Source organism: uncultured Proteiniphilum sp., assembly GCF_937873925.1.
Classification (GTDB): domain Bacteria; phylum Bacteroidota; class Bacteroidia; order Bacteroidales; family Dysgonomonadaceae; genus Proteiniphilum.
In genome coordinates this window covers 1-22,512 of sequence record NZ_CALNAT010000248.1, presented here as the reverse complement: position 1 = coordinate 22,512, position 22,512 = coordinate 1, and the positions used below count along the sequence as shown (strand labels likewise).

General features: G+C 43.0%; 20 protein-coding genes and 1 tRNA gene. 7 read left to right on the top strand and 14 right to left on the bottom strand.

The genetic code is table 11. The annotated features are described in order from the left end of the window. Nucleotides 1–18 precede the first annotated feature (18 nt). Nucleotides 19–1,998, bottom strand: a complete 1,980-nt coding sequence (locus Q0502_RS17495) for a RagB/SusD family nutrient uptake outer membrane protein (protein WP_298653628.1) — start codon at nt 1,996–1,998, stop codon at nt 19–21. A gap of 19 nt (nt 1,999–2,017) precedes the next feature. Further along, entirely contained in the window at nt 2,018–5,170 is a 3,153-nt protein-coding gene (locus Q0502_RS17490) for a TonB-dependent receptor (RefSeq protein ID WP_298653626.1), read from the bottom strand. A gap of 86 nt (nt 5,171–5,256) precedes the next feature. Here Q0502_RS17490 and Q0502_RS17485 point away from each other — a divergent pair, with 86 nt between their 5' ends. Then, nucleotides 5,257–5,781 carry a helix-turn-helix transcriptional regulator gene (locus tag Q0502_RS17485; RefSeq protein ID WP_298653623.1) on the top strand — a complete coding sequence of 175 codons (525 nt, stop codon included), beginning with the start codon at nt 5,257–5,259 and terminating at the stop codon, nt 5,779–5,781. Nucleotides 5,782–5,995: 214 nt separating this feature from the next. On the opposite strand, the gene Q0502_RS17480 is transcribed toward Q0502_RS17485, so the two are convergent. The 3 genes from Q0502_RS17480 to Q0502_RS17470 form a co-directional block, all read right to left on the bottom strand. Further along, nucleotides 5,996–6,301, bottom strand: a complete 306-nt coding sequence (locus Q0502_RS17480) for a Dabb family protein (RefSeq protein ID WP_298653621.1) — start codon at nt 6,299–6,301, stop codon at nt 5,996–5,998. Nucleotide 6,302: 1 nt separating this feature from the next. After that, nucleotides 6,303–6,557 (bottom strand): 30S ribosomal protein S20, encoded by a 255-nt coding sequence (rpsT, locus tag Q0502_RS17475; protein ID WP_298653619.1) that lies wholly within the window; start codon nt 6,555–6,557, stop codon nt 6,303–6,305. A gap of 37 nt (nt 6,558–6,594) precedes the next feature. Continuing rightward, a tRNA-Glu gene (locus tag Q0502_RS17470) sits at nt 6,595–6,666 on the bottom strand. A gap of 377 nt (nt 6,667–7,043) precedes the next feature. Here Q0502_RS17470 and rpmH point away from each other — a divergent pair. The 6 genes from rpmH (at nt 7,044) to Q0502_RS17440 (ending at nt 12,069) form a co-directional block, all read left to right on the top strand. Further along, nucleotides 7,044–7,190 carry a 50S ribosomal protein L34 gene (rpmH, locus tag Q0502_RS17465; protein WP_298653617.1) on the top strand — a complete coding sequence of 49 codons (147 nt, stop codon included), beginning with the start codon at nt 7,044–7,046 and terminating at the stop codon, nt 7,188–7,190. 176 nt (nt 7,191–7,366) lie between these two features. Further along, nucleotides 7,367–8,032 (top strand): PASTA domain-containing protein, encoded by a 666-nt coding sequence (locus Q0502_RS17460; protein WP_298653616.1) that lies wholly within the window; start codon nt 7,367–7,369, stop codon nt 8,030–8,032. Nucleotides 8,033–8,075: 43 nt separating this feature from the next. After that, a complete protein-coding gene (locus Q0502_RS17455) occupies nt 8,076–9,119 on the top strand; it encodes an RluA family pseudouridine synthase (protein ID WP_298653665.1) in 1,044 nt (347 codons plus the stop codon). Nucleotides 9,120–9,236: 117 nt separating this feature from the next. Beyond that, entirely contained in the window at nt 9,237–10,214 is a 978-nt protein-coding gene (locus tag Q0502_RS17450) for a D-alanine--D-alanine ligase (RefSeq protein ID WP_298653615.1), read from the top strand. A 75-nt stretch (nt 10,215–10,289) separates the two neighbouring features. Next, on the top strand, nt 10,290–11,447 hold the full coding sequence (locus tag Q0502_RS17445) for a 1-acyl-sn-glycerol-3-phosphate acyltransferase (RefSeq protein ID WP_298653613.1): 1,158 nt from the start codon (nt 10,290–10,292) through the stop codon (nt 11,445–11,447). 7 nt (nt 11,448–11,454) lie between these two features. Further along, nucleotides 11,455–12,069 carry a NigD-like C-terminal domain-containing protein gene (locus Q0502_RS17440; protein ID WP_298653612.1) on the top strand — a complete coding sequence of 205 codons (615 nt, stop codon included), beginning with the start codon at nt 11,455–11,457 and terminating at the stop codon, nt 12,067–12,069. An 18-nt stretch (nt 12,070–12,087) separates the two neighbouring features. On the opposite strand, the gene Q0502_RS17435 is transcribed toward Q0502_RS17440, so the two are convergent. The 9 genes from Q0502_RS17435 to Q0502_RS17395 form a co-directional block, all read right to left on the bottom strand. After that, on the bottom strand, nt 12,088–12,939 hold the full coding sequence (locus tag Q0502_RS17435) for an energy transducer TonB (RefSeq protein WP_298653611.1): 852 nt from the start codon (nt 12,937–12,939) through the stop codon (nt 12,088–12,090). 111 nt (nt 12,940–13,050) lie between these two features. After that, a complete protein-coding gene (locus Q0502_RS17430) occupies nt 13,051–14,139 on the bottom strand; it encodes a serine hydrolase domain-containing protein (protein WP_298653610.1) in 1,089 nt (362 codons plus the stop codon). A 107-nt stretch (nt 14,140–14,246) separates the two neighbouring features. Beyond that, complete coding sequence (locus Q0502_RS17425) at nt 14,247–15,932, bottom strand: erythromycin esterase family protein (protein ID WP_298653609.1); 1,686 nt, start codon at nt 15,930–15,932, stop codon at nt 14,247–14,249. A gap of 270 nt (nt 15,933–16,202) precedes the next feature. Then, the gene (locus Q0502_RS17420; RefSeq protein WP_298653608.1) at nt 16,203–16,814 is read right to left on the bottom strand and encodes a class I SAM-dependent methyltransferase; all 612 of its coding nucleotides are present in this window, start codon (nt 16,812–16,814) and stop codon (nt 16,203–16,205) included. Nucleotides 16,815–16,817: 3 nt separating this feature from the next. After that, the gene (locus tag Q0502_RS17415) at nt 16,818–17,111 is read right to left on the bottom strand and encodes a rhodanese-like domain-containing protein (RefSeq protein ID WP_298653606.1); all 294 of its coding nucleotides are present in this window, start codon (nt 17,109–17,111) and stop codon (nt 16,818–16,820) included. Nucleotides 17,112–17,209: 98 nt separating this feature from the next. Continuing rightward, complete coding sequence (locus Q0502_RS17410; RefSeq protein WP_298653604.1) at nt 17,210–19,678, bottom strand: FAD-dependent oxidoreductase; 2,469 nt, start codon at nt 19,676–19,678, stop codon at nt 17,210–17,212. A gap of 64 nt (nt 19,679–19,742) precedes the next feature. Then, nucleotides 19,743–20,102, bottom strand: a complete 360-nt coding sequence (locus Q0502_RS17405) for a winged helix DNA-binding protein (protein WP_298653602.1) — start codon at nt 20,100–20,102, stop codon at nt 19,743–19,745. 302 nt (nt 20,103–20,404) lie between these two features. Then, nucleotides 20,405–21,544 carry a transglutaminase-like domain-containing protein gene (locus Q0502_RS17400; protein ID WP_298653600.1) on the bottom strand — a complete coding sequence of 380 codons (1,140 nt, stop codon included), beginning with the start codon at nt 21,542–21,544 and terminating at the stop codon, nt 20,405–20,407. A 194-nt stretch (nt 21,545–21,738) separates the two neighbouring features. Continuing rightward, nucleotides 21,739–22,311, bottom strand: a complete 573-nt coding sequence (locus tag Q0502_RS17395; RefSeq protein WP_298653598.1) for a YdeI/OmpD-associated family protein — start codon at nt 22,309–22,311, stop codon at nt 21,739–21,741. Nucleotides 22,312–22,512: the final 201 nt, after the last annotated feature.

Below are 22,512 nucleotides of genomic sequence, written 5' to 3'. Positions count from 1 at the left end.
TTAAAAATAAATCAATTATTACCATCCCGGATTCTGGGTCAGTTTGCCATTCGTATTCATCTCGTTCAGGTCAATTGGCCAAAGGTAATCCCTGATGGTGAACCTTCGGGCCTGCACTACGCCCAGCACAAAGAAAGTGGAAGGGGTGGTTCCCTTGTAGTTCCATCCTTGTATGGGAAGAGAGAATTCCGTATGGGCTCTTTTATGACGTACCATGTCCCAATAGTGAATACCTTCGAAAGCCAGTTCTGAACTTCTTTCGTCAAGAATGATGTCACGCATGCCCGCTTGGGTCCGGTGTTTGTTAACCGTACGCGCCAATAGCGAATTCGACCACACATCCTCCACTTTAGGGATACCTGCCCTTGTGCGCACCAGATTGATGGCATCCCATACTTCCTGGTCGGGTTGTGTTTTTATTTCGTTCAGCACTTCCGCTTTCATAAGGTATAGGTCGGCCATACGCATTATCGGGTATGGAAACTTGACCTGACGCTGCCAGTTTGACGACCTCGATTCGGGATGCACAAGCTTCTGTAGGCCTATACCTGTACAGAAGAAATCGGTGGAGTTTACGCTCGGATTATATCCTCCGTTGGTACCCTGCATCATGTAAACGGGTATTATCTCAAAGTGTGAGCGGAAATATCCGCCGGTGACACCCAGATTTGCATAAAAACGCATTTCGCGGTTCATATACAGGTTAATGGTAGGCTGATTGGGTTGCATCAGGCCGGCGATTGCCGAGTAGTCGGGATCTTCAACACCGGGTGTCATGTATAAATCGTGCCGGGAATTGTAGTTGAAGGTAAGGTCTTCTTCAATAGGAAGCCCGTTTGCCGTGTAATACCGTTCGGCCATCTGATAGGTTGCCGCCATCCATTGCCAGGAAAAGCCCGAGGCGTTTACATCGCCTTCAAAACCTGCCGGCAGCCTTATGTTGGTAGAATGTGCCAATTCGCCCTGATTGTATATGTCAACATTCGAATGAGCCCACAGTAACTCCTTGTTCCACGGATCGGTGATGACCATCCGTAAGTCATAGTAGGTTTTCATCCTCTCGGGATTAAGTGCATAAAAATTGCGGTCTTTGACGTACACTTCCTTGGTATATTCATACAGTCCCTTACCGTTTAGTACGGCTGTTTCTATAGCTGCATTGATAGCATTAAGAGCATCATGCCATTTTTCTTTGGTACGTTCTGCTGAATCGTTAACGGGAAAGAACGGCTCTCCGTCGACCGGATCGTAAAAGTCTCCGAAAAACTCTTTGTTGCCACTATAAAACGGGCTTGCCCTAAAATATAGCACGCGTGCCTTGATGGCTTTGGCAGCAATCTGGTCTATCTGCCCCAGGTTGTTTTCCTCGGCTCTCTCCGTCAAGTTGGGGATAGCTTCGTCCATCAGGCGAATGATGTAGTCGAAGCACTCTTCCACTTTCGAACGCGAATGAAACAGTTCATCAGACGTAGCGTCGGGTTGCACTGCTTTGTCGGAAATAATAATTGGCCCATATTTCTGCAGCAACAGAAAATGGTAATATGCTTTGAGAAAAGTGGCCTGTGCGATCCAATCGGCTCGTTCTGTCTCAGTCAGGTTGCGGGTATTTACTATGTAATCCAGAAAAACATTGGTGGAGCGGATTGCCTGATAATAGTGCTTGCCCCCACCCGAACCGGACCAGTTGCCTAACAGGGGATTCCCCGTTACCTGCAAGCCACGCATTATACGTTCCGCGAGCAGGTTGCCGCTATTATTCTGGACGGAAGCATCTATTCGCCCTATGTATTCGTCGCCCATCTCCCACATTGTCGTGTGCGTGGCCCAATCATTGGGAAGGTAGTTGTATATTTTGGCCAGTGCATTGTATGCATCGTCTTTCGTGGCAAAAATGTTTTCCAGTTTCAGCGTATTGTCGGGAACGACGTCCAGATATTCGGAACAGGAGGTCATCATCACCATTGCAACGATCATTGTAGTATAAATCGCAATTTTCATTTGTTTCCTTTTTTATGAATTAAAAATCTAATTTGAGACCAAAATTGAACCTCTTGTTTGGAGGATAGCCAATACCCTTGCGCCCCATTTCAGGATCCCATAATTTGAAACCACTTAATACAAACAAGTTCTCACCGGACAGATAAACCCGGCAGTTCTGCAATTTAAGCGTTTTAACAGAGAAGTTATACCCCATTTCTACTGTTTTCAGACGCAGGAAAGAAACATCGCGAAGCCACCAGGAGGACTGTTGCAAATTGTTGTTGATCGTGGTGGTCGACAATCGGGGCCAAAAAGCATAAGGATTCGGGTTCGTTTCACTCCAGTAGTCATTCGCAATAAAAGGCAGGGCATTGCGGTTGCTTACAAACGGAGCGATACCTTCGGTACCATCACTACCCCCTCCTACTCCGGGGTTGATAAACATGGAAACACGCGCATTTCCCTGGAAAAAGAAGGAAAGGTCGAATTTCTTGTACCCCCCCGATAGTCCGAAGCCAAGTTGTATTTCGGGACTTGTGGGATACCCCATCGGTACGCGGTCGTTGTCATTTACCACGCCATCGCCATTCACATCTTTATACTTGATATCGCCGGCCATATATTCACCAAAATCCTGTCTGGGAGAGTTGTCGATTTCAGCCTGGTCAACAAAAAGACGTTCGGCTATCAATCCCCACCACTGGTTAATGTTGTGCCCTTTGCGTTTCAGGTACTCATCGGGATAATTCTTTTCATCAAGTTCAACGTATTTGTTCGTTGCATAGGTGAAATTGGCGCGCCCTGTCAACCACGTATCATTGTTGAACTGGTGTTCTATGTCAATAGAAGCGTCTACCCCATGAGATTCTACCTTACCTACGTTTCCGCTGATAGAGGCTTCAAGTCCTGCAGAACTCGGAAAATTTTCGCGGTTCATATATATCTTGTCACGGTAGTCCTGAAAGAAATCTGCCTGGATACGCACAGCCTCTTTCTCAAACAAACTCAGTTCAATCCCGGCGTTGTATTTAGTAGATACCTCCCAGGTTATATTAGGGTTGGCATATCGGGAAACAGTATACCCGGGATAGTAGTTCATAAACGTATTACCCCATCGGTATCCTCCCCCGCCCAGAGAAACATCGGAGAGGAAGAAAAACCGTCCCTCACGTCCGGCAATGGCATCGTTACCGCCTTGTCCCCAACTCGCTTTAAGCTTCAGTGCACTGATCACGTTTTTATAGGATTCGAAAAATTTCTCGTTCGATACCATCCATCCGCCTGCCAAAGCGGGAAAAAATCCGAACTGCTTGGTGCCCGTGAATTTTTCCGAGCCATTATAGCCGAAAGAGAAGTCGAGGAAATACCGGGAGTCATAATCGTAAGTAAGACGACCCGAAACGCCAAGGTTCTTTTCAGGGAGCGTATAGTATATCGAATTGCTGTTTCCACCCGTCACCAGGTTTTCCTGCATGATACCCACTATGGTGGCACCGGCATTGTGTTTGTTGAATAGCCTGTTCCACGATAATATTCCTTCGTAATAGTATTGCCCGCTGGCATCGCGCCCGGGTTGTACATCACCCAGGTAAGCCTGGCCGGAAGTGGGGTTGAGTGCGAACAAGGTGTAATCGCCGGTAATCTGGTTGAAATTTTCCAATGCATAATAATACGGGGAATAAGTCCGCCGGCTGGTATATTTCCCCCAACTGTTTACGGAAGCTTTAAGGCTTGCCTTAAGCCCCTTTGTGATAAAATCCAATTCCTGCGAAAGTGTACCTTGTACGGTAACGTTTGTTTCGTTGCGGTCTTCATAGCCACGGATCATGCTGGCATAAGGATTTACTTTTGTCGCCCCGCCTATGAGGGTACTCCCGAAAAGGATATGTTCGGTGAACTTATTGGCTTCGTCGGGTTCATAAGTAAACGGAAAATCCACCGGGTTCGACCACATGATCTGCCTGTAAATCTCGCTGGCCGATTCGTAGGGCCCGTTATAACGTTCGAAACGCCCTGTAATCCTTGTGTCAAGGGTGGTAGTCGGCGACAATTTGAAAACAACATTGCTGCGGACCTGAGACCTTGTGATATCGATGTTATTGTTGAAATTGTTCCGGGTATCTACCTTCAGCAATCCGGTTTCATGTTCAAAGGTTCCCGACACAAAATAAGTAGCCACCTGCCCGCCGCCTGATATGTTTATATTGGCCTTTTCGTTGGCGGTAGATTTATTGAACAGTGCGTCGTACCACTCTACATTGGGGTATATCATCGGATTTTCGCCCCGCACGGTAGCCTGTATTTTCTGCTCGTCGTAATAGGCACCCAGCAACGGATTACGGGTGATCTGCGCTTCGTTATAGAGTCGCATATAACTTACCCCGTCGAGAAACTCCAATCTTCGGGTAGGCGTTGCAATATTCACGTCGCCCCGCACACTGATCTTTACTTTCCCCTCACGCCCGGCTTTGGTCACTACCGAGATTATCCCGTTGGCACTCCGCGCACCATACATCACCGTTGCCGAAGCATCCTTCATTACCGAGAAACTCTCGATATCATCCGGTTGCAGGCGCGCAAGATCGTCGGTGGTCGATTCGAAGCCGTCAATCAGGATTAACGGAGAGGTTTTATATCCGAAAGTTGTTACACCGCGTATAAAGAACTGCGCATTATCGGCACCCGGTTCTCCCGATGTCTGATAGGAGATAATCCCGGCAATTTTCCCTGCCAGCGCAGTAGTGAGGTTGGAAGCCGGCACGCGTAATTCATCGACTTTTACTGTCGAAATAGATGACACGACACTCTCTTTTTTTTGGCGACCGAATGCGATCACTGTCACTTCGTCAATCCCGATCGCTTCCGGTTCGAGTGTGATATCGAACTTGCGATTGTTCCCGATTTCAAGCATTACAGTCTGATAGCCAATAAATGACACTTCCAATACGTCGGTCGCTTTCACATTAATAGAAAATACACCGTCAACATCAGTAGTTACACCTCGTTGGGAGCCTCTTACAACCACTGCAGCTCCCGGCAGGGTGGTGCCGGTCTCATCCCTGACAACACCGCTAACCGTGAACCCCTGCGCCATAGCGTATTCTGCGCACGTAATCAGCAACAGCGTTAATAGAACGCTTTGTAATCGAGAGAATAGTTTTTGTTCACCTTTTCTTTGTCTACAATTCATAAATCATTTGGTATTAAATGATAATTTACCTAATTATTTTAAAAATTTCAAAGTAAATAAGGTTTTTTATAATAATAATAATAAACATGTCCGGTATTTATTGTTTTTGCACCGATAATTATTGGGCTATGCTGATTTTTTGTACATTTGCCAAAAATGAAAATAAGAAATTGAAGGATATGATAACGAAAAATACTCACCATGGGCACGCTATTAAACGTTTTCGCCATACTCTGGGGATGAAGCAGGATGTGTTGGCATCTATAATGGGTCTTAGCCAGACCCAAGTCTCCACTTATGAACAGAGAAAAGTCATTAATGCCGATATGATAGAGAGATTTTCCAAAGCATTAGGAGTAGCTCCTGAACTCATCGCAGAATTAGAAGAAGATCCTGTGACGGTGATCATCGAAAATAATACTTTTCAAGAAGGAAGTGGGGCTTATAAGAATATTATCAACAATAACCCCATTGACCGGATTATTGAATTAGCCAATGAGAAAACCGCCCTATATGAACGCATGCTTCAATTGGAAAGAGAGAAAATCGTTCTTTTGGAAAATCTTTTGAAACAAAAGAAAGAAGAGACAGACTCCAATAAAATATTTTAACAAATTTACATATAAGTATTTAACCTTTCATCTCCTGAATTATAATAACAAAAAACTTACCTGGAGAAAAAGGAAAATAAAAATTGGTTTCCATTTCCATATATTTTCCGGATCAGCACCCCTGAACCCCATCATCGTTTTGCGGAAGTCTATAAACAACAAAAGCGGACAATAAGTCCGCTTTTGTTGTTTAATTGTATGAAATATACGAATTCTAAAATTCGTAATCGATAGCCGCCCTGCCGATACTTACTTTTGCGATAAACTCTCTTACCTTCAAATGTCCGGGGTGTACGGCATAAGCCTTCAGATCTTGCAGCGAATCAAACTCGCTGTCGAGCACAATATCATAATTTTCGGAGGAAGCCTGAAAATGATTCGGAAAAACTTCCATCTTACGGATCACGGGGATCATTTCTCTAAGCGACTCCAGCCTTTCTTTAATGATGAGAATATTTTCTGGCTTAGAATTCCCATCAGCCTCTTCGGCCAATTTAAAGAATACCAGATGTTTTATCATCTTAACTCAGGCTGTTCACATGAGAAGCCAACTTGGACTTGAGGTTATCGGCTTTGTTCTGGTGGATCACCTTCTTCTTAGCCAACTTGTCGAGCATGGAACAAACCTCAGGATACATCTTCTGGGCTTCTTCTTTAGAAGTAAGCGTACGCAACTCACGCACTTTATTTCTGGCAGTGCGCGAGACGTATTTGTTAGACAGACGACGAACTTTGGTTTGTCTGATTCTTTTCTCAGATGATTTATGATTTGCCATTTTTATTGACGCGTATATTTAATTTTTCTAAATAATGTAGCCCATAGGGGAATCGAACCCCTCTTTCAAGAATGAAAATCTTGCGTCCTAACCGATAGACGAATGGGCCCTTTCGGGCGTGAACCCTATTGTGAAATATCTTGTTATCTCAATTGCGGGTGCAAATATAGAACGATTTTCCCAAAGTGCAAAACTTTTCTTTTAATTTTCTTCATTTTTCTTTTCAGTTCCTTTTCAAGGATTGTATAAAGAGTTGAAAAAGAGAAAAAAAGTATTTTTATCCTCTATCGGATTGGTTTTTTCAAATATTTTATCTAATTTTGCAGGCCGGAAAAATAAAGTCGGCAGAAGCTGCATGTCTATAAAACAGGCAAAGGGCAAACCACAAAAAGACAGGAGCCGGGAACAAACAAGTTCTTAGCGTCGGGGGCCGCACTTAAAAGACTATATATATATAAGGACAAAAACAAAATAAATAACAATAATATGAAAAGAACATTCCAACCCTCTAACAGAAAGAGAAAGAACAAACACGGATTCCGTTCCAGAATGGCTTCCAAAAACGGAAGAAAAGTGCTTGCCGCCCGTCGTTCAAAAGGCAGGGCTAAGTTATCCGTGTCGGACGAATATTAAAGATACTATCTTTAAAAAACAGGAATAGGATCGTCTCTATTCCTGTTTTTTTGACTCTCCCGGTACATTCCCCTCAACACTTTCACCTCTCTTTTTCCATACCTCTGCTCCCCCACTCTCATTATTTTTTGTACTTTTGTATCTCGTATATGCTTATACACTTATGAGCGATTGTTATGAGTAAAAAACAGACTAAAAATTCCCTCTTCAGCAACAGCATCGTAAAAAATCTGGTGATGATCATAGCATGCGGCATACTGCTGGTTGTGTTGGCGTTGCTGCTCCTGAACGTCTATACAAGACACGGACAAAATGTGGTTGTGCCTGCACTGGAAAGTCTTCAGATCGAAGAAGCCAATATCATTCTCAAGGCCAAAGGCCTCCATGCAGAGATCGTGGACTCTATCTACCAGCGCGATGCCGTGCCGGGAGCGATTATAGACCAAACGCCCCAAGCAGGCAATAAAGTGAAAGAGGGCCGCGCCATCTATCTGACGATCTATTCAAAGAATCCTCAGATGATTGCCGTACCGGAATTGACAGATTACTCCACCCGTCAGGCCTCTGCATTACTCAATTCAATGGGATTCACCCAGCTTTCCATCCAGGAGGTACCGGCAGAATATTCCGGCTTGGTAGTAGCTGTAGAGTACAGGGGGAGGCGGCTGGCGCCCGAAGAAAAAATACCGGCCGGCTCTCCTCTCACCCTGGTGGTCACCAGCGGAGTACTTGCCGACTCGTTGAGGATTGACAACGAGTATATTGTGCCGCCCGAACGGATAAACAACCGTAATGGTCTTCAATCGGGAGGCGACGGGGCGATAGACGATTCATTTTTCTAACCGGATGTTTGTGGCGGAACAGAATTTAGACGATATCGATTTTTTGGCTGAGGAGGATGACGGAATAGCGGAAGAATCCCAGGACGAAAATCAGAAATTCGAGCATTACCGGTTTGTAGCAGATAAAGGACAGAATATGCTGCGGATCGATAAATTCCTGTCTGTCAGGATAGAGGGGATCTCCAGAAACCGTATCCAGCAGGCAGCCGAGGCGGATTGTATCCTGGTAAACGGACAACCGGTAAAATCGAGTTACAAGGTGAAGCCACTCGATGTGATCTCAATTGTGATGGACCGTCCGAGGCGTGAACTGGAGATCATACCTGAAAATATCCCACTCAATATTGTCTATGAGGATGATACCCTCATGGTGATCAACAAACCCGCCGGTATGGTAGTACACCCCGGCCACGGAAACTACACGGGCACGCTGGTCAACGCCGTTGCATACTATCTGAACCGGGAGAATATCAACGACATGAATGATCCTAGATTGGGACTGGTACACAGAATCGACAAAGATACATCGGGCCTGCTGCTCGTGGCCAAAACCCCGGAAGCGAAAACAAACCTCTCCGCCCAATTCTTCCGTAAAGAAACAAAACGAATGTATGCTGCTTTGGTTTGGGGAAATCCGGCTGATGACCATGGAACCGTGGAGGGTAATATCGGGCGTGACCCGAACGACCGGATGCGTATGCGTGTCTTCCCCGACGGCGATCAGGGCAAGCATGCCGTAACCCGCTACAGCGTGATGGAACGGTTCGGCTATGTGACGCTGGTGCAATGCCGGCTGGAAACAGGGCGCACACACCAGATCCGCGTACATATGAAATATATAGGGCATCCGCTGTTCAATGATGAACGCTACGGAGGCAATGAGATTCTTCGCGGCACTCATTTCGCAAAATACAAGCAGTTTGTCTCTAATTGCTTTGCTCTCTGCCCCCGCCAATGCCTGCATGCGCAAACACTGGGTTTCGTACATCCTTCCACAGGAAAAGAACTTTATTTTGAAAGCGACATCCCGGAAGATATGCAATCGGTGATCGACAAGTGGAGAGCGTATAGTAAGGTGGAAAGGTGATTCGGTGGAAAGTGAAAAGGTGGAAATGATATGCACTTCGCACGATAGAGAATAGATGAGGATATAATTGATTTGACAATTTTGAATTTTAAATATTGAATTTTGAATCTTGAAATAATGAAAAAGAATGTCGCTGTTGTGTGGGGAGGCTACTCTTCGGAAATTGTGATATCCGAAAAGAGTGCTGCCGGCATTTACTCCTTTATGGACAAGGAAAAATACAATGTTTACAAGGTAAGAATAGACCGTACCTCATGGGAAGCGGAAAATCGCGGTTGTTTTTATCCGGTAGATAAAAATAATTTCAATTTTACCGATGGCGACGGCAGGAATATCCTGTTCGATTTCGCTTATATCACTATCCACGGTACTCCCGGCGAGGATGGAACGCTTCAGGGTTATTTCGATATGCAGGGTATCCCCTACTCCAACTGCGGAGTCCTGGCGTCGGCGCTGACATTCAACAAATTCACCTGTAACAGTTTCCTTAAAAACTTCGGGATCGAGGTAGCCGATTCAATTCTTCTGCGGAAAAGTGATTCCTGTCAAACCGATAAGATCATCTCCACACTGGGATTGCCCGTTTTTGTAAAACCCAATCTGGGAGGCTCAAGTTTTGCCACCACCAAAGTAAAAGAAAGTTCACAGCTCGGAAACGCTGTTGGGGAAGCTTTCAGGGAAGCGCATGAAGTAATTATCGAGAGTTTCTTACAGGGAACGGAAGTAACCTGCGGTTGCTTTGAGACCCATAAAGGGATAACGGTGTTACCTCTGACCGAAGTGGTTACATCTAATGAGTTTTTCGATTTTGATGCGAAGTACAATGGCCAGGTGGAAGAGATCACCCCCGCCCGCCTTTCCCAAAAGATCACCTTAGCCATTCAGCAGGAGACCGAAAGGATCTATCGTCTGATCGGCGCGAAAGGGATCATCCGGGTGGATTATATCTTAATTGGCGACAGGCCTGTCCTCCTTGAAGTGAATACCACGCCGGGAATGACTGCCACCAGTTTTATCCCCCAACAGGTGAACGCTGCCGGCCTCTCTATGACGGATATTATCACAGAGATTATTGAAACGGAATTATTCCAGTGATCAATTAAAAACTCCAATCTTTAGCGAACTGACTAAAACAGAAAAGTAATACTCCTTTTTACCCGTAACAGTGGTATGACAGAGACAACAACAATGAACCGATTCAACGATATCAGGCCGGTCCCCGACAACGAGGTTCCGGAAACCATTGCCAGGCTCGTTTCCAACAGCTATTTCAGGCGGGCGGCAGAGTCCTTCGTAAAACCCCTCCCATGGGAACAGTTCTCCGCCGCAATGACCCGATGCAAAACCAAAGACGATTTTCAGCGCAACATTATCTATCCGGCAATGAAACAACTGATCGCCAAAACCACCCGGGAGCTGAGCGGTACAGGATGGGAAAATATTCCCGAAGGAAAAGGATGCCTTTTTATCTCCAACCATCGCGATATCGTGCTGGATGCCGCTTTTCTGAACATACTTATGGTTGATCAGAAGAAATCCACCACAGAGATAGCCATCGGTGATAACCTCCTCATATATCCCTGGATAGAGGAGTTAGTACGCCTTAACAAGAGTTTTATCGTGAAACGGGGTGTTTCCGTCCGCCAGATGCTGGAAGTGTCGAAGCATCTCTCTGACTATATCCACGATACGGTAAACCGCAGGGAGCAACCGGCATGGATCGCCCAGCGCGAAGGACGGGCAAAAGATTCGAACGATAAAACGCAGGTGAGTCTGCTGAAAATGCTCACACTGCACGATAGCTCCGCTCCGGGGCAAGCATTGCAGGACCTGCATATTGTCCCCCTTTCCATCTCTTATGAGTTTGACCCCTGCGACTACCTCAAAGCCAAAGAGTTTCAACTCAAGCGGGATAATCCGGGGTACAGAAAAACGGAAGCCGACGATATAGAAAATATGTACACCGGTATAATGGGCTTCAAGGGGCGTGTCACACTCCGGTTCGGCACATGCATCGACCAAGCGGTCAGCGTTATTTCCGAAAAAAAGGGAAGGAATGAGTTGCTGGAGGAAGCGGCCTCTCTCATCGACCGGGAGATTTACCGCAATTACACCTTTTCCCTTTTCAATTACGTGGCATACGACCTGATGACCGGTACCGGCCGGTTCTCATCGCAATACAGCAGTGAAGATTTGTCGAAATTCAATACCTATCTGCAGCAACAGATCGACAAGATAGATATCCCGAACAGAGACGATGCTTTCCTGCGTGAGAAACTGATCGGGATGTACGGAAACACAGTTAAAAACAATCTGGCAGCACAATAAGTATACAATGAGAGGTTATACGGCTACCCTTCCGATATTTCTCCTGCTTCTCCTTCTTTCCGCATGTGAAAAGGATCCGGAAAGGATGGACAATTACTTAGTGGAGTTTGCCACAGTGGAGAAAGAAAATTCAACCTACCGTTTCAGACTCGACAATGGCAGACTGCTTATCCCCGAAGAGACGAAAAATTACTCGGGAGAAGAGGGGCAGCGCGTCATTCTCAATTACGTCCCTTTAGAAGGAGATGCCATCAGAATCAACTTTATGACCAACATATTTACGGATACCGTGCAGCCGGACGGGTTCCCGGCACGCTATTCGGACGATCCGCTGAAAATACAGAGTGTATGGATAGGCGGAGATTACCTGAACCTGATCATAGAGACGGAATACCATAACGTGCCGCACAGTATCGCCCTGCTCCGTGATCTCTCCTCAACATCCCTCGACCTCTATATAAGCCATTCCGCAAACGATGATCCTCCGGGATATCCCAAGATGATGTATGCCTCTTTCCTGCTCGCCAGCCTACGGGATCAGACAGGCGCCTCCCCCGGCCCCTTCCGGCTTTTTATCAATACCTACACGGGAATGCGGACCTTTGAACTGGAATTAAAATAAAAGGAAGAGCAGGTATGTTTATTCGTTGCTTGTTAACGGTGGAATCGGATCCTCATCTATTACAAAGTCTATAGGCAGAAGACATTTCACATGCACCTTTTCGCCGTTATTCTCACCCGGAATCCATTTCGGCATAAGACCAAGCACGCGGACAGCTTCCTCATTGAGCGACTTATTCGACCCTTCCACCACCTCTATATTCGAGATGGAACCGTCACTACTTACAATAAACGAACACAGTATTCTTCCTTCAATTCCCTCCTGTCTGGCTTCACGCGGATAGCGGATATTATGCGCAATAAAAGCGGACAATCCCGACTCACCATAGGTATATTGCGGCATCTTATCGACAATTGTGTAAATAGTGTTGCTCTCAAGTACCACAGGGTCCTTTTTAGAATAATCACGGGTGCCCTGAACAGCTTTGCCGGCTGCCATTGCATTTTGATTGAGCCTGAAATACATGGGCACATAGGTTTCGGAACGTACTATTTCGCCGTTATGTCTGGCAGGGCGCCAGGGTGGCATGGCTTCCAATATACGCAGCGCCTCCCGGTTCAGCAGTGAATCCGCACGGTGGATGATATTAAAGTTGGAGAGTGTACCGTCTTTCTCCACCACGAAAGTATATACTACCAATCCCTGCGCATTACGCTCTCTCGCATCGTCGGGATATTTCAACGTATTTCCAATAAACCGGTGCATCTCTGCGGTTCCTCCCGTGTACATAGGTACTACATCGGGGTTTTCAAAAACTTTGTCGCTGTTTGAAACCGGCGGCTCCTGCGCCATGATGACTGATTGTTTCGCAACGAAGTTCCCAACAAGGATAGATGCTGCGAGAACAAAGAGAAATTTACGTATATCCATCTGACTGATATGCTCTGAAATGTGTTACTATTGATTCAGAGACAAAGGTACAAAAACCATCGGTTTACACAAAAGAAAAACCTGTTTCGGCCTTAAAATAACATATACCCTTTATATTTTTTCATACTTTCCACTCATCAATTCAAAACACAAAGCATCCATCTTTTCGTTTATTTCTGAAACATTCGATAATATGATAACTGCAGTTTTGTCCCCAACATTTACAGCCATGGAAGAAGAATATCCGCCTGTCCCCCCATTATGCCAAATTACATCTTGTCCACTTTCAGATTTTAAAATATGCCAACCTAAACTAATTTTAATTTTATCGTTCACTACAAAAGTTGGTTTTCTTGTCAATGCAAGCTTTTTATTTTTTTGATTCAATTGTGCCATCGCAAATTTTGCCAGATCCTCAGTGGTAGATAAAATTCCGCCACCACCCAACAAAACATCAAAATCCCAATTGGATACAACTTCTCCCTTTGCATTCAACCCTTTAACGAGTTTATTGTCCAAATTTTGTGTATTCGCAAAGGTATTTGTCATGTTGTATTCATCAAAAATCTGCTTTTGAAGTAATTCCTGAAAGCTCATTTTTTCAGACAAACCAAGGGTATAACCCAATAATCCTGCTCCAAGATTCGAATATAAATAGGTTTTTGAAGGTTCGTTTTCGAGTTTCAGCATATTTTCAAGATATTCATCCAGTTCTTTCTTTCTATAATTTTTATATGGATTGGTTTCGTCCGATAAATCCAGGTTTTCAGGTAAGCGGGGTAACCCGGAAGTATGATTGGCCAAACTTTCAAAAGTTATTTTGATACCATCCTTAAAAGTGAAAGGATAATACGAATTGACATAATCTGTCAATTTTATTTTTTTATCTTCCACCAATGAAGCTAAAACGGTTGAAGTAAATACCTTGGTAATAGAACCTATTTCAAAAACCTTAGTGTGGTTTTCAATGGGTTTTATAGAATCATTTTCCTTTATGATTCCATAATAATTAATTTTCCCATTTCGAATTATTGCAATGGAAAGTTGCGTACGGTTGGGAAAATCTTTCGATTTTGAATAAATGGTTTCGGCAATTTCTTTTGGATAGTAATTCAATACATTCACAGCTTTATTTTCAGTTTGAGCAAATAAAATATTTGCCCCAAAAATTATAATCAGGAAAGAAAACAGTCGTTTCATACAATTATTTTACTATTCAGGCATTTCTTTGGTTACTCTGTAAAATTCACTGGTTATTATGCTATCAGTTATCAAATTACTTAGACAATGAAAATAGGTAGGATTATTTATCGCGTATCAGGAAAAAGAAGAGACGGCGTTGAAGTCCTGATAAAAATCAGATAATCGAAATCATCCGATACTATTCTGTTCTGAAACTCATACTGACTTCCCCCCAGTGCTCCTACGCTTCTATAAGCTAATCGTTCTAATAACCATTCTGTATCTTTCTTGTTATCTGATCTTATTTTCTTTAAATCCAAAATAAAAACAGGTTCGTTCAATTTGTCCAATAAATATTCCAACGTGCCGGGATAAACTCTTGAAGCCTCATAAAAAGTGAGGCCTTTGTTGCCTACTGCCGTAAAACTACCGTCGTAAAAAGTAAAACCGAAAGTTATATAATCATCGTCAAGTTGCCGAGCAAGGTGATATCCCATCATTTTACTTGTTTTCTGAATATGCCCATTATGCGCCCAGATAACAAGTTTGGAATCGGGATTATTTTCCTTTATCCACATCACATTGTCTGCCATGCACTTGTCACGCCAGGCATAGTTAATAGACCCCAAATATTGCCGTATTATTACCATATTTTGCTGCAACCATTGTTTGTCGGATGTTTGAAAGGATGATGTTTCAATACTATTCTGTATGAACGAAATGAGGGAATCAATTTCTTTCATCTCGTTGTCGTCAGCTGATACCAATTCTCTGTTTTGTTGCGTACGGGATTTTATCTCATTAAGTATTTTTCCCAAATCAGCAATTTTATTTCTTACAATCTCGTCCTCTTCAAATGCATCCATAAGTTCTTTTACAGCACCTTCGTAAAATTGCATATCAAATCCTGTAAACTCAATACGCTTCTCCGGATGGTTAAACCGACGCATCCATTCAACCATGTTCAACACCTCTACTGTCCTCCAGGTCCAAAAATACATACCCGCGATCAGTTTTTTAGGGTCCCCTTTCCCGTGAACTGTATAGTCATTGAGTTTGTATGACTCCGGCATATTCGCTTCAATTGAAAAAATATCGAATCCGCTGTTAGCAGCCAGATATTGAATGATACGGTTCTTCATCTTGAAGATCTCGCTTGAACCGTGGGAAACCTCTCCTAAAGCAACTACTTTGCTGTTACCAATCAATTTCTCCAATATCTCAAGGTCTTTCGTATTACCACTGTCAGGTTCATATGTTCTTAGCGGATAAATATACTCTTTTATTACTTTCTTTTCTTTCCGAGAAAGGGTGGTTTTAAGTTTAGGCTCAATAAATTTTTCTCCATTTACATACAGTTCGAGGTTATCAAACCACACAACTCCTTCTCCCGGAAATAGTCCGCCATAATTTATATTGATTGCTTCACGGCTGATATCTATCTTTATGGATACTTGTGTCCAATCATTGTCGCCTGTCAGACCCCGGTCATTCATATTGTCGAAGCCAAGTGTTTCTGTATTTTCTCCATCAACCCTAAGCCATAATCCGGCATATCCATTTTTTACATTTTTAGTTTTTATCCACCCTCTATATTCCACATTTTTACCTGCAAAAGTTTCAATGGGAAGGGTACCTGTAAATACACCAAAACTATTATTATTCCTGGTGCCGGGCGTTTCCATTTTCAGGCTAAACTTTCCGCTGTGTTTCTCCAGGCTGTCTACAGAGATCTTGAAACTTTCACCCCCTGTATACCAGTGCTTAGGCAAATGTGAACCGGGATTTTTGAATTCAAAATCCAGATTCATACTATCCTGTACATCAGTAACTCCAGTACAGTTGTATAGGCAAAACAACATCAAAAAAACTAAAATCCTATTTATAACTTTCATGAGATTAAATCGATTAACCTTTACTTATCTTTTATTTTATCTCTATCATTCCGTTTTCTCCCGACATCTCCACCGCTTACAGGTCACACAAATATACGCAATAACATTAAAAAACAACTATTTCATTAAGCTAAATAAGCAGAAAACAAATTTACATGGAATGTTTCGATATGCGATATCGTCTTGCTATATTTTTTCCGCCACGCATCGGACCACAGAAGCATATCCGGTATGCCCGGGACCTTCGGATAAAAGGATCTTTTCTTCCTCCAGCTTGAGTAGAGCAAAGCCGGTAAAAATCTCTTCTACCTCTTCTTTTGAGAACAACATACCGGGATCTCGCGGGCCTCCTGCCTGAGGGTCGTCCAATTGATACTTTTGCTGATTCTTACTGAATGCTTCGAAGATTACTTTTCCTCCTGTTTTCAAACACAGGAACAAACGCCGGTAATATGTATGCTTTTGCTTGTCCGGAAGATGCGCATAAATGAATGCGATCGCATCAAAAACACTTTCATGACAATTGAAATCCGGATAATCACATACATGATAATTAATTTCAACACCATTCTCCCCGGCAAGTTTCAGCGCTTTTTGCCGGGCAACGGGACTACTGTCAAACGCCATAACATCCCACTTTCTGCATGCCGCATATACTCCATTTCGCCCCTCTCCTTCCGCAGGCAACAGGATTTTTCCCGGGGACAATGTATCCATAACCGTCCGAAAAAAATAATTGGGTTGTTTCCCGTATACATATTCCTCTACGGAATAACGTTTGTTCCAATCTGTTTTCATTTCCTAAAACGATTGCCATCCACCGCCATTATACGCTTCAAATCCTTCGCTTTTCAGTAAGTTCACAGCATAAGCGCTCCGTGCACCGCTTAGGCAAACGACAACAATGGGGACATCTTTACTGAGCTTTCCGATTTCATTTGCCAGAATATCCAACGGGATATTCACCGAATCGGCGGCATATCCGGAATTATATTCTTCCCGGCTACGTACATCCAGCAGTAAAGCACCCTTTCTAATCTTTTCCTTTAATTCGCCCTTATCCGGCGATTTGAATATATTTCTAAAAATCCCCATCTCTTATTGTTATTATTCCGGCATTTGCGTTAAACTAATTGAGCAAAAGTCAAAAGACTAAATTTATTGAACAGATAAATCGCAATCCGTGCAAAACTTTAAATAAATAAATTGATATTCGACTGTTCAGCCCGCTCCAGATAAGTAGCCACTCCACCAATGGTCACTCCATCCGCCAGTTCTTCTTTCCGTATCCCCATCACATCCATCGACATGGAACAGGCAATTAATTCCGCTCCTGCGTCTATGGCCTGCTGCATCAGTTCCTCCAGGCTGTCTATATGTTTGTTTTTCATCACATATCTCATCATCTTTCCGCCTACGCCTATCATGTTGATTTTCGACAATCCCAGTTTACGGCTGTGCGAAGGAAGCATCATACCGAACATGCGGGAGATGAAATCTTTTTTCACAGCCGGTTTGTGCTGCTTCTTAATAACACTCAACCCCCAGAACGTAAAGAATATGCTCACCTTTTTACCCGATGCCAGCATGCCGTTTGCAATCACAAAGGTTGCCAAAGCCTTATCCAGATCGTCGCTGAAAACAATCAGCGTTTTGGTGTCGCTACTCTTCATAAGATGATTACTCACAGATGCGGAGGAATTTTTCGCCTCCGTTTTTTCTACAGTAGCTGTGATAACTCCTCCCGAATGATCAATATCAATAAGCGTTGCGCCCATCATGTTGCACCAGGCATTCAGATCCTGCCCGAAAGCCTGGTCGGTTACTTTTATCGTCAACCGCTGCCCGGGCAATAACGTATCATAATGCTTTTTCAGTTCCCTGATGGGTCCGGGGCACTGCAATCCGCAGGCATCCACAATAACCTTTTTCTCCGGATCCATTCTTATTTCCCCGTCATCCCGGATCACAGGAAAGAAATCACACTCATTTCCGGCACTGCCGGCACCATTCCGTTGATCCTGAAGAACGCAGGAATAGGTTTTGTATCCTCCCGATAAGTTATAAACAGCGGTATAGCCGTGCTGCAAGAGGATGCGTGAGGCCGTATAACCGCGTAATCCGACCGCGCAGTAGATATAAATCGGTTTATCGGTGGGAACTTCGGAAAGCCTGTTCCGCAATTCATCCAAAGGAATATTGACAGCCTTATCGATATGGCCGAATTCAAATTCCTCTTTTGTCCTCACATCAATAATCACGGTATCGGCTTTCGCATTGTCCATGTCATTCCAGTGGACAATCTTTACCCGGCCGGTGAGGATATTCTCGGCAATAAATCCTGCCATATTCACCGGATCTTTCGCCGAAGAAAAAGGCGGTGCATACGCATGCTCTATCTCCTGCAGGTCATAAACACTTCCCCCGTTACGGATCACCTGCGCCAACAGGTCGATGCGTTTATCCACCCCGTCGAATCCGACCACCTGTGCACCAAGCAGTTTCCCATCCGGAGCAAAGTTGATTTTGACAGACAACGGCAAAGCACCGGGATAATAGCCGGCATGCGATCCTGCATGGCTGATCGACGTTATATACTTTATTCCTTCTCGCGAAAGCAACCTTTCTGAAGCTCCGGCAGAGGCCACCGTCATATCAAATACCTTGGCAACAGAAGTTCCGATCGTCCCTTTGTAAACCCTCCTGTTTCCCGTTATAATGTTATCGGCAGCGATCCTCGCCTGTTTGTTGGCCGGACCGGCAAGCGGGATAATCGTAGGTTTCCCGGTAACAGGATTTTTCACTTCCACGGCATCGCCCACCGCATAAATATCCGTGTCGGAGGTCTGCATATAGTCATTCACCACAATTCCTCCCAAACGGCCGATTTCCAGTCCGGCACCTTTAGCCAGGCCATTCTCAGGCGTTACGCCGATACTCAGAATAACAATATCAGCCGTAATGGATTTTTGGCTTGCCAGCCGCACATTGATATGCCCGTTATCCGATTCGAACGCTATAATATTTTCTTTAAGAAAAAGATCTATCTTTTGTGAACGCAGATATTGATGCACCATAGCCGCCATGGGATAGTCAACCATTCCCATCACCTGATCGGCCTGCTCGACCACTGACACTGATAGTCCGGCTTCTTTCAGGTTTTCAGCCATTTCAAGCCCGATAAACCCGGCTCCGACAATCACCGCCGATGCTGCTTTTTTTCCGGTGATTGCATATTTTATCCGATCCATATCCGGCACATTGCGCAACGAAAAGATGTTTTCATTCTCTATGCCGCTGATCGCCGGTTTTACAGGTTTTGCACCGGTAGAAAGGATGAGTTTATCGTATCCTTCCTTATATATGGTGCCCGTTTTCAAATCCTTTACTGTGACGGTTTTTTGTGCAGAATCTATTGCGATAACCTCCGACTTTATACGGACATCAATGCAGAAACGACTTCTGAATCCTTCCGGTGTCTGCAAAAACAGCTCGTCGCGGTTCTCGATCGTTCCCCCGATATGATATGGTAGTCCGCAATTGGCATAAGATACATACTCATCTTTTTCGAAAAGAATAATTTCCGCCTCTTCATCCAGTCTTCTGAGACGTGCAGCCGCAGTAGCCCCTCCAGCCACTCCCCCGATAATAATAATCTTCATATTTATGTGTTACTTATTTGTCAAGTTACATATTTGCTAACAGCAATAGTATAGATAAAAAATATTATTTTGCAACGAAAATTAATTGAGCAAGCAAAGAATCTATATCGATATTATGCTTTTTCATTTCCTTGATCTTTTTCCTGCCGCTATCTGTCAGCGTAAAAATCATTTGGCGTTTGTCGGAAGCTCCAATCTCGCGCAAAATGAATCCTTTTTCTTCCATAGTATGGATAATACGCGACACCCTCGAACCGGACAGTCCGATAAAATCACATAATTCGTTCGCAGATTTCGGCTTGTCATCTTTCAGGCAGCAAAGCAAAGCTCCCTCATTAATGGTGATACCTGTTTGCTCCGAAAACTGCTTTTCATAAGCATAAAGAGTTTTATATATGTCCTTTAACCGGCAAATTAATTCCATTGAAAATAATTGCTATTACAAAATATTTGCAAAGTAAATATTTTTAAAGTAAACTTCCAAATAACTTTTCATTCATTTCATATTCTCCGGGACTCACGTGTTCACTTATCGGTTTCTATCCGAAGAATTTTGTCACAATCTTTTGAATCAAAGCTCCATTTTGAAAAATGTAATAATTCGCCAAGTTGTGGCTTAATTGTTTTTATTGCTTTCTCACGAAAGTTTTATTTAAGGGCGGTGGGTGGATTTGGCTCTTTGGGGTTTGCGAAGCGTTGGTTTTGTGTGTCAGGGCAAACTCAAAATTATTCAGGTCTTGTCCAAAATAAATCAGGGTTGTTTGTCTTGTAATAAATAAATTTTACACCTGTTTTCTCAACCCATTCTCTTTTTTGAGGCGTTTGTTCAATGCCATCCAAAGGTAATAACTCAACAGATATCATCTCTTTTCCATTTTGCCAGGTTTCTGTATTATATTTACTTACTAACGGTGTTGTAAGTCTGTAAAGATTTTTCGCCATATAATAGTTTAAATAGTATTCTTTTGTCTGCAAGCTCGTTCTGTTCCAGTTGGCATCTGCATTAAGAACTAAAGGCTGATCTTTAATAAGTCTTTCCCTGACTTCCTGAATACCAAGTATGTTTCCTTTGTCATCCATTACATACGCGTCAAAAGTTGGATCCATCCAAATCCATTTGTCTAATTCTTTGCTATAAACCATATTGATAACATGACAATCATCAAATTCAGTTTCTTTAGGCATACATGTTATGTATCGGGATTTTATTCCCATTGATAAATAACATTCGTTAAGTATCGTCGCCAACATCCTACAATTCACGCCCCGATTTTCAGTTTTACAAACCTCAATCAAATCAATAGCATTTTTTAAAGTTGGATTGTTACTGTTCCCGTCATGTTTTATCAGATTGTGAATCCAATGCATTAAATTAAAAATTTGAGAAAGTTCATTTCCATTTCCGGCAATAGAGTCCAATTTCAGATTTTTTCTTACTCTGATAAGATTCGGGTCATCTTGCGATTGATAACTAAAGGTTGGAATAGGGCGATTATCTGAATAATTATATTCTTGTCCCTGTTTTAGGATTTCCAATTTCGAAGGTTCCCAAACAATTCGTGTTCTTGCAGAATCTTTCCCGTTGAGCAATATCACAAAATCGTAGTGCTCTTTCTGTTTTATGTCAAATGAAATAGAGTCTATGTCGGTATAGAAAGTAACCTTTTTTGCTGACGTTGTGTAAACGTCCGGATTTGCTTCAGGAACAATCCGCCAGGCATTCTTTCTAAAATCATTATCATCTTTTATATCCACTTGCGTGGAATTTGCCTTTATGATTTTCAGTTTCCCCTCAGCTGATTTGTCGGATTCACAACTTGAAATAAAACCGATAATTAATAGAAGTAAAATTATTTTCTTTTTCATCTTTTTCGTTTAGTCCTCTTTTTTTTTTACAACATGACTGCCAACAGTGAGGCATTTATGTCAGTCGCCTATTTTTTCATGTTTTGTACTGTCTTTGTTGTACTGTCTTTGTTGTTTCCCCTATATATATTTCTGTTGGTTGTTTTCATTGGGATTCATTTATTTCCTTTCTATACAGAAATACGCTCAAATCACTACATTGGTTTTAGATTTTTATTTAATCGTTCAATTATCCATGATAGACGTTTAATACGCCCTACGTCCGTTTTAGCATCAAAATAGGCCCGTGTATATGTCTTTTTCACAGATGGAGACATTACTTGAAAATTCGTAAAGGCTAATTCATGTTCTCTCAATAAATCAGATAAAATCACTATTTGTTCATCCGTAACTTTCGATGGATCAGGTGCGTCCCATTGACCGTTTTTCTGGGCTTCCCTTATTTTCGTTCTACCATAATCGGTCATTATCCCCTGCTTTTCGAGCGTTTCAATTAACGCCTTATTTTTATCTGACCACTTACTGTTTTTCCTGCGTATAGAAAAATATTTTATGTAAGTTTTATCGTCTATATTCTGCATTTGTCCGTCAATCCAACCGAAACAAAGGGCTTCTTCAAGCGCTTCACTTGCCTTTATTGTTTTTGGCCCGCCTGATTTGCCGAATAACAGCCAAACACCGTCGCCAGACAGGCAATTATCATGTAACCAATTCCTAAATTCATCTCGCGAAGTAAATAACAAGTATTCAGTCATAGCGTTCATCATCTTACAGTTAAATTCCTATTTTTGCCTTACAAAATTACATTTTTTTCGTTGTTATTCATTTTTTACGTATCATTTTCGTTTAATGTTATTCCTTTGCCTTCAATTCCTATTTTTTTATTGTAAACCCAACGGGAACTTTTAATTCCTGTAAAAAATAATTGAAAAGTAGTCCACTAAAATAATTGAAAAGGTTACCACCAG

Coding starts and splice junctions, on each gene's coding strand:
- Q0502_RS17430 (WP_298653610.1), bottom strand. CDS start 14,139: ATGAAACGACTGTTTTCTTTCCTGATTATAATTTTTGGGGCAAATATT.
- Q0502_RS17435 (WP_298653611.1), bottom strand. CDS start 12,939: ATGGATATACGTAAATTTCTCTTTGTTCTCGCAGCATCTATCCTTGTT.
- Q0502_RS17405 (WP_298653602.1), bottom strand. CDS start 20,102: ATGGAATTAATTTGCCGGTTAAAGGACATATATAAAACTCTTTATGCT.
- Q0502_RS17420 (WP_298653608.1), bottom strand. CDS start 16,814: ATGAAAACAGATTGGAACAAACGTTATTCCGTAGAGGAATATGTATAC.
- Q0502_RS17495 (WP_298653628.1), bottom strand. CDS start 1,998: ATGAAAATTGCGATTTATACTACAATGATCGTTGCAATGGTGATGATG.
- Q0502_RS17425 (WP_298653609.1), bottom strand. CDS start 15,932: ATGAATCTGGATTTTGAATTCAAAAATCCCGGTTCACATTTGCCTAAG.
- Q0502_RS17395 (WP_298653598.1), bottom strand. CDS start 22,311: ATGATGAACGCTATGACTGAATACTTGTTATTTACTTCGCGAGATGAA.
- Q0502_RS17410 (WP_298653604.1), bottom strand. CDS start 19,678: ATGAAGATTATTATTATCGGGGGAGTGGCTGGAGGGGCTACTGCGGCT.
- Q0502_RS17460 (WP_298653616.1), top strand. CDS start 7,367: ATGAGTAAAAAACAGACTAAAAATTCCCTCTTCAGCAACAGCATCGTA.
- Q0502_RS17400 (WP_298653600.1), bottom strand. CDS start 21,544: ATGAAAAAGAAAATAATTTTACTTCTATTAATTATCGGTTTTATTTCA.
- Q0502_RS17415 (WP_298653606.1), bottom strand. CDS start 17,111: ATGGGGATTTTTAGAAATATATTCAAATCGCCGGATAAGGGCGAATTA.
- rpsT (WP_298653619.1), bottom strand. CDS start 6,557: ATGGCAAATCATAAATCATCTGAGAAAAGAATCAGACAAACCAAAGTT.
- Q0502_RS17440 (WP_298653612.1), top strand. CDS start 11,455: ATGAGAGGTTATACGGCTACCCTTCCGATATTTCTCCTGCTTCTCCTT.
- Q0502_RS17480 (WP_298653621.1), bottom strand. CDS start 6,301: ATGATAAAACATCTGGTATTCTTTAAATTGGCCGAAGAGGCTGATGGG.
- Q0502_RS17485 (WP_298653623.1), top strand. CDS start 5,257: ATGTCCGGTATTTATTGTTTTTGCACCGATAATTATTGGGCTATGCTG.
- rpmH (WP_298653617.1), top strand. CDS start 7,044: ATGAAAAGAACATTCCAACCCTCTAACAGAAAGAGAAAGAACAAACAC.
- Q0502_RS17490 (WP_298653626.1), bottom strand. CDS start 5,170: ATGAATTGTAGACAAAGAAAAGGTGAACAAAAACTATTCTCTCGATTA.
- Q0502_RS17445 (WP_298653613.1), top strand. CDS start 10,290: ATGACAGAGACAACAACAATGAACCGATTCAACGATATCAGGCCGGTC.
- Q0502_RS17450 (WP_298653615.1), top strand. CDS start 9,237: ATGAAAAAGAATGTCGCTGTTGTGTGGGGAGGCTACTCTTCGGAAATT.